The 6,629-nt window shown below is 64.9% G+C and carries 6 protein-coding genes; 5 read left to right on the forward strand and 1 reads right to left on the reverse strand.

What is annotated here, in order from left to right:
- From CWO89_RS38970 to CWO89_RS38980, 3 genes are all read left to right on the forward strand, one after another.
- A partial coding sequence (locus tag CWO89_RS38970; RefSeq protein WP_130583633.1) for a TadA family conjugal transfer-associated ATPase occupies positions 1-1,343 on the forward strand: 1,343 nt, incomplete at its 5' end.
- 11 nt (positions 1,344-1,354) lie between these two features.
- The gene (locus CWO89_RS38975) at positions 1,355-2,332 is read left to right on the forward strand and encodes a type II secretion system F family protein (RefSeq protein WP_130583634.1); all 978 of its coding nucleotides are present in this window, start codon (positions 1,355-1,357) and stop codon (positions 2,330-2,332) included.
- A gap of 10 nt (positions 2,333-2,342) precedes the next feature.
- A complete protein-coding gene (locus CWO89_RS38980; RefSeq protein ID WP_130583635.1) occupies positions 2,343-3,320 on the forward strand; it encodes a type II secretion system F family protein in 978 nt (325 codons plus the stop codon).
- A 51-nt stretch (positions 3,321-3,371) separates the two neighbouring features.
- Here CWO89_RS38980 and CWO89_RS38985 read toward each other — a convergent pair whose 3' ends face one another.
- Positions 3,372-4,184: a tetratricopeptide repeat protein gene (locus tag CWO89_RS38985; RefSeq protein WP_130583636.1), complete on the reverse strand. Its 813-nt coding sequence runs from the start codon at positions 4,182-4,184 to the stop codon at positions 3,372-3,374.
- A gap of 170 nt (positions 4,185-4,354) precedes the next feature.
- On the opposite strand from CWO89_RS38985, the gene CWO89_RS38990 reads away from it, so the two are divergent.
- Together CWO89_RS38990 and CWO89_RS38995 are read left to right on the forward strand one after the other, a co-directional pair.
- The gene (locus tag CWO89_RS38990) at positions 4,355-5,737 is read left to right on the forward strand and encodes a leucyl aminopeptidase family protein (RefSeq protein ID WP_130583637.1); all 1,383 of its coding nucleotides are present in this window, start codon (positions 4,355-4,357) and stop codon (positions 5,735-5,737) included.
- Positions 5,730-6,572: a C40 family peptidase gene (locus CWO89_RS38995; protein WP_130583638.1), complete on the forward strand. Its 843-nt coding sequence runs from the start codon at positions 5,730-5,732 to the stop codon at positions 6,570-6,572. The genes CWO89_RS38990 and CWO89_RS38995 overlap by 8 nt, the downstream gene beginning before the upstream one ends.
- The last annotated feature ends 57 nt before the right edge of the window (positions 6,573-6,629 follow it).

The following is a 6,629-nucleotide window of genomic DNA, read 5'->3' on the forward strand; positions in this document are numbered from 1 at the left end:
CGCCCCCGATCGCCCCGCCCAAGCCGCCGCCGGCGCCGACCGTCGACACGCGCCGATCCGACACTTACTACCAGGTCAAGGCCACCATCTTCGGCGCGCTGATCGAGGCGATCGACCTCGCTCAGCTCGCCAAGCTCGACGGCGATTCCGCGCGCGAGGAAATCCGCGACATCGTCAACGAGATCATCGCGATCAAGAACATCGTAATGTCGATCGCCGAGCAGGAAGACCTGCTCGACGACATCTGCAACGACGTGCTCGGCTACGGCCCGCTGGAGCCGCTGTTGTCGCGCGACGACATCGCCGACATCATGGTCAACGGCGCCGGCACGGTTTACATCGAGGTCGCCGGCAAGATCCAACGCACGGGCATCCGCTTTCGGGACAACCAGCAGCTTCTCAACATCTGCCAGCGCATCGTCAGCCAGGTCGGCCGCCGCGTCGACGAATCCTCGCCGATCTGCGACGCCCGCCTCGCCGACGGCTCGCGCGTCAACGCCATCGTACCGCCGCTCGCGATCGATGGACCCGCGCTCACCATCCGCAAATTCAAGAAGGACAAGCTGACACTGGAGCAGCTCGTCAAGTTCGGCGCGATCTCGCCGGATGGCGCGAGCATTCTGCAGATTATCGGCCGCGTCCGCTGCAACGTCTTGATCTCCGGCGGCACCGGCTCCGGCAAGACCACGCTGCTCAACTGCCTGACCAACTATATCGAGCACGACGAACGCATCATTACCTGCGAGGACGCCGCCGAGCTGCAGCTGCAGCAGCCGCATGTGGTGCGGCTGGAAACCAGGCCGCCTAATATCGAAGGCGAAGGCCAGGTCACGATGCGCGAACTGGTCCGCAACTGCCTGCGTATGCGCCCTGAGCGCATCATCGTCGGCGAAGTCCGCGGACCCGAGGCGTTCGACCTGTTGCAGGCGATGAACACCGGCCACGACGGCTCGATGGGCACGCTGCACGCCAACAACCCGCGCGAGGCACTGTCGCGCTGCGAATCCATGATCACGATGGGCGGCTTCTCGCTGCCCTCGCGCACCATCCGCGAGATGATCTGCGCCTCGATCGACGTCATCATCCAGGCGGCGCGCCTGCGCGACGGCTCCCGCCGCATCACCCACATCACCGAGGTGATGGGCATGGAGGGCGACACCATCATCACGCAGGACATCTTCCTGTACGACATCGTCGGCGAGGACGCCAACGGCAAGATCATCGGCCGGCATCGCTCGACTGGCATCGGCCGGCCGAAATTCTGGGAGCGCGCCCGCTACTATAACGAGGAGAATCGCCTCGCCGCCGCGCTCGACGCCGCCGAAGCGCCGCCGCCGGCATAAGGAAGCCGATGATGAACCTGCAATTGCTCGCCCTCGCCTTCCTCGCCGCAACCGCCGTCGGCGGCCTCGGCTGGGTCTTCCTCTATCCGTTGCTGTCGGGGGAGAAGCAGGCGGAAGTGCGCCGCGCCTCCATCGGCCGCTCCGAACCCGCAACCACGCGGCAGGCCGAACGCACCCAGCGTTCGCGCCGCGAGCAGGTCGAAGGGACCTTGCGCGAGCTCGACGCGCGCCGGCAGAAGGAGGCGAAGGTCTCGCTGAGCAAGCGCCTGACCCAGGCTGGCCTCGACTGGACGCCTCAGAAGTTCTGGATCGTTTCCGCCATCCTTGCAGCGATCGGCTTCGTGCTCTCCTACATGATCAGCGGCGGACTGTTGGGCTCAGTAGGCATTGCCTTCGCCGCCGGCTTCGGACTGCCGCGCTGGCTGCTCGGCTTCCTGAAAAAGCGCCGCGAAGCGGCATTCCTGAAGGCGCTCCCCGACGCCGTCGACGTGATCGTGCGCGGCATCAAGGCCGGCCTGCCGCTGTTTGAATCGCTCAAGGTGGTCGCCAGCGACTCGCCTGAGCCGCTCAAGAGCGAGTTCAAGGCAATCATCGAGACACAGACCATCGGCATGCCGCTTGGCGATGCCTGCGCCCGCCTCTACGAGAGCATGCCGGTGCCGGAAGCGAATTTCTTCGGCATCGTGGTCTCGATCCAGCAGAAATCCGGCGGCAATCTCTCGGAAGCGCTTGGCAACCTCTCCAGGGTGCTGCGCGACCGCAAGAAGATGAAAGAGAAGATCAAGGCGATGTCGATGGAAGCCAAGGCTTCCGCGGGTATCATCGGCGCACTGCCCCCGACCGTTATGCTGCTCGTCTATATCACGACGCCCCAATACATCTCGCTGCTGTGGACCCATCCGACCGGTCAATTGATGTTGGTAGCCTGTCTGGTCTGGATGAGCATCGGCATCTTCGTGATGAAGAAGATGATCAATTTCGATTTCTGACGGGTGAAGCATGATTGATCTTCTGGCCAGCAAGCTCCACGACGTCAGGTTCATGACCATGCTGCTCGCGGCGATCGCCGTGAGCGCGACCTGCTCCTCGCTGATCATGCCGTTGTTCGCCGGCGAGAACCTGCAGAAGCGAATGAAGGCAGTGGCGAGCGAACGCGAGCGCATCCGCCAGCGCGAGCGCGAGCGGCTGGCCAAATCGGAAAAGGCGTCGCTGCGGCAGGCGCCGAAGCAGATGGTCTCCAAGGTCGTGGAAGACTTCAACCTGAGCAAATGGGTGGCGCAGGAGAGCGCTCGCGAGAAGCTCGTCATGGCGGGCTATCGCGGCAACGCTCCTTATGTCACCTTTCTGTTCTTCCGCGCTCTGACGCCGATCGTGATTCTGGTCGGCGCCGCACTGTATGTTTTCGTAATCGCGCAACTGCAAACGTCACTGCTGACGAAGATCGGTATCTGCCTCGGCGCGGCGTATCTCGGGCTGCAGGCGCCCATGCTGTTCCTGAAGAACGCCATCACCAAGCGTCAGCTTTCGATCAGGCGCGCCTTTCCTGACGCGCTCGACCTGCTCTTGATCTGCGTCGAATCCGGCATGTCGGTCGAAGTCGCTTTCAGGAAAGTCGCAACCGAGATCGTCGGACAATCGGTGGCGCTGTCGGAAGAGTTCACGCTCACCACGGCGGAGCTCTCCTACCTGCAGGACCGCAAGACGGCCTATGAAAACCTCGCCACGCGCACCGGGCTCGAGAGCGTGAAATCGGTCTGCCTGGCGCTGCAGCAGTCCGAGCGTTACGGCACGCCGCTCGGCCAGAGCCTGCGCGTGATGGCGCAGGAGAATCGCGACATGCGTATGGCCGAGGCCGAGAAGAAAGCCGCCTCGCTGCCGCCGAAACTGACGGTGCCGATGATCCTGTTCTTCCTGCCCTGCCTCTTCATCGTCATTCTCGGCCCGGCCGTCATCAAAGTCATGGCGGCGATGCACTGAACCGATTGTGCGGCCCCCGAGAGGATCTTAAGCTACACCGCCTGAGACGGATCAGTCGTCGCGCGCGACGATCGGCACCGGTTTCGCCGCTGCGGTCCGCGGATTGTCCCGGCCCTTCAGCATGTCGCGGAGGTAGGCGACATTGGCGGCGGCTTCGTCGGCCGGCAGATCGGCCTTGACGATATTCTCGGCTTCCGCAAACCGCCCTTGCAGGCCGACCACCAGGGCAAGGTTCTGCCGCACCCGGCTGTCGGCGCGGCTGCTCGCATAGGCGCGGCGCAGATTCTCTTCGGCTTTGGGCAGGTCGCGGCTCAGCATGTAAGACAGGCCGAGATTGGACAGCACCGACGGCTCGTCTGGAGCGAGGCGCAGCGCGCTCGCATAATAGCGGCGCGCCTCGTCATGCCGGCCAAGCCTGTCGAGCGTGGTTCCCTGCACCGACAGGATGCGCCAATCGGGATTGTCGGGTGAGTGCGCGCGGCTCAGCACGTCGAACGCCGCCTGCGCATTGCCGTTGTCGGCAAGCGCCCGGCCATAGGCCGCGAGCAGCGGCCGGTTGCCGGGATTGGCGATGGTGGCCTGCTCCAGCATTGCGACCGCCTGCGCCCGTTGTCCGGTCGTACGCAGCGCCTGACCGTAGCCGATCGCGGCTTCGACATCCTTCGGGTTGGCGCGATAGCGCTCGCCATAGAATTCGACGGCGCGGCGCGGGTCATCCGGCGCAGCTGCGGCGGCGGTCCTCGTCCGTGGGGTCAGCGAGCCCGCGACATCGGAGAGCGTCTGGCAGCCGCCAAGACTTGCCGCCAGCAGCGCCGAAAGGGCAGCCGACGCGAGCGCGCGGGCAAGACTGGACTGTCGACGCATAGCGCTTTAACTCACAATATCGCGCGAAAAGATCGAGCCGAATGCACCAGCAATAGACTGTTAACCCTAACGTCTGGTTAACTGGCGTGCTCCGGAAAAGTGGAGACCGGTTTTCCGATAAGAGCACGCTCAAACAAGAATCAGCGCCCCTGCCATTTGATGAGAGTCGCATGCCATCCATCTTCGAAACTGCATCCGCATCGAACGCCATTCCCATCACTTTCGTCACGAAATCGAACTGGGAGCAGATCCGCGAGACGCTTCCCGCGCATGCGCGGCAGTTCGCGCAGGCCAATGGCTTTGCGGCCAAGCCCGGCAAATATCTGGCGCTGCCGGCGCCTGACGGTTCGCTCGCACAGGTGCTGTTCGGACTTGAGGATGAGGCAAGCCGGTCGCGTGATCCATTCCGGCCGGGCAGCCTGCCCGGGTTGCTGCCATCAGGCGTCTACCGCTTCGCCAATGCGCCGCACGATACGCGGCTCGCCGCACTCGCCTTTGCGCTCGGCAGCTACCGCTTCCGCCGCTATCGCAAGGCGGAAATGCCCGACGTGCGGCTGGTGCCGCCGGATGGCGTTGATGCGGCAGACCTGGCGCGCATGGTGGAGGCCGCATGCCTGGCGCGCGACCTCATCAACACGCCCTCGAACGACATGGGGCCGCAGGAGCTGGCGCAGGCGGCGGAACAGATAGCGTCGCGGTTCGGCGCCACGTTCAACTGCATCACGGGCGACGAGCTCGTGCGACAGAATTTTCCGCTGATCCACGCCGTCGGCATGGCCTCGAGCCGCGCGCCGCGGCTGATCGATCTCACCTGGGGCAACCCCGATCACCCCAAGGTGACGCTGGTCGGCAAGGGCGTCTGCTTCGATACCGGCGGGCTCGACCTGAAACCATCGAGCGGCATGCTCATCATGAAGAAGGACATGGGCGGCGCCGCCAATGTGCTCGCGCTGGCGCAGATGGTGATGGATGCGAAGCTCAAGATAAGGCTGCGCGTGCTGATCCCCGCGGTCGAGAACGCTGTCGCGGGCAACGCTTTCCGCCCGCTCGACATCTTCACCTCGCGCAAGGGACTGACGGTCGAGATCGGCAACACCGACGCTGAGGGACGGCTGGTGCTCGCCGATGCGCTGGCACTCGCCGACGAGGCGAAGCCGGATCTCCTGATCGACCTCGGCACGCTCACGGGCGCCGCGCGCGTGGCGCTGGGGCCGGACCTGCCGCCCTTTTACACGCAGGATGATACGCTAGCCGCGGAAGTTGCGGCCCACGCCAAGTCCGAGCACGATCCGTTGTGGCGCATGCCGCTATGGCCTGCCTACGATGCCTGGCTGGATTCGAAGACCGCCGATATCACCAACGCCCCGTCGGGCACGTTCGCCGGTTCGGTCACCTGCGCGCTGTTCCTGCAACGCTTTGTCGAGCACGCCAAACGCTGGCTGCATGTCGATATCTACGGCTGGACTCCCAGCGCGAAACCGGCGCGGCCCGAAGGCGGCGAATGCCAGGCGGCGCGCGCGATCTACAAACTGTTGAGCCAGCGCTATGGATGATCCGCGCCTGACACCTTCCCGCGGCGACATCGCCGCGAAATACCTCGAAGGCAAGGTGATCGCTGAGCGCTTCGTTGCCGGCGAGGAGTTCGAGATCGCGCACGCACTCGCGCCGCTCCGCGAAGCGCCACGCTCCGACGCCACGCTGCTGACGCAGGCCCTGAAGGGCGAGCGCGTCACCATCTATGACCGCAACGGCGAGGGATTCGCCTGGGCCCAGCTTGGCAGCGACGGCTATGTCGGCTGGCTGCCCGATGCCGCGCTGGCAAAACCTTCCGCCGCGCCGACCCACAAGGTGACGGCGCTGCGGACCTTCGCCTTTCCCGGCCCCTCGATCAAGCTGCCGCCGGTCGAGACGCTGCCGCTCGGCGCCCGGCTGAACGTCGCGCGCGAAGACGGCGTGTTTGCGGTGACACGCGAAGGCTGGCACCTGCCGCGCCGCCATGTCGGCGGCATCGACGCGATCGAGGATGATTTCGTCACTGTGGCCGAACGTTTCATCGGGACGCCTTATCTCTGGGGCGGCAAGAGCAGCCTCGGCATCGATTGCTCCGGCCTGGTGCAGGTCGCGCTGACCGCCGCCGGCACCGGCTGTCCGCGCGACAGCGACATGCAGCAGGAGGGCCTCGGGCGCGAGCTGAGCGCGACGGAAGCAAGGAAGCTGCAGCGCGGCGACCTGATCTTCTGGAAGGGCCATGTCGCCATCGTACGCGATGCCACAACGATCGTGCACGCCAATGCGCATCACATGGCAACCGTGATCGAGCACGCCACGGAGGCCATCGCCCGCATCAAGGCGGCAGGCAGTGACGTGGTCGCGATCAAGCGGCTTTAACTCGTAGCCCGGGTGGAGCGCAGCGCAACCCGGGACAACTGCGTCAACATCCACTGA

Source organism: Bradyrhizobium sp. Leo170, assembly GCF_004296405.1.
GTDB lineage: Bacteria > Pseudomonadota > Alphaproteobacteria > Rhizobiales > Xanthobacteraceae > Bradyrhizobium.

Bases quoted from the DNA above. Each gene is read 5' to 3' on its own strand.
- CWO89_RS38975 (WP_130583634.1), top strand. From the start codon at position 1,355: ATGAACCTGCAATTGCTCGCCCTCGCCTTCCTCGCCGCAACCGCCGTC.
- CWO89_RS38980 (WP_130583635.1), top strand. From the start codon at position 2,343: ATGATTGATCTTCTGGCCAGCAAGCTCCACGACGTCAGGTTCATGACC.
- CWO89_RS38985 (WP_130583636.1), bottom strand. From the start codon at position 4,184: ATGCGTCGACAGTCCAGTCTTGCCCGCGCGCTCGCGTCGGCTGCCCTT.
- CWO89_RS38990 (WP_130583637.1), top strand. From the start codon at position 4,355: ATGCCATCCATCTTCGAAACTGCATCCGCATCGAACGCCATTCCCATC.
- CWO89_RS38995 (WP_130583638.1), top strand. From the start codon at position 5,730: ATGGATGATCCGCGCCTGACACCTTCCCGCGGCGACATCGCCGCGAAA.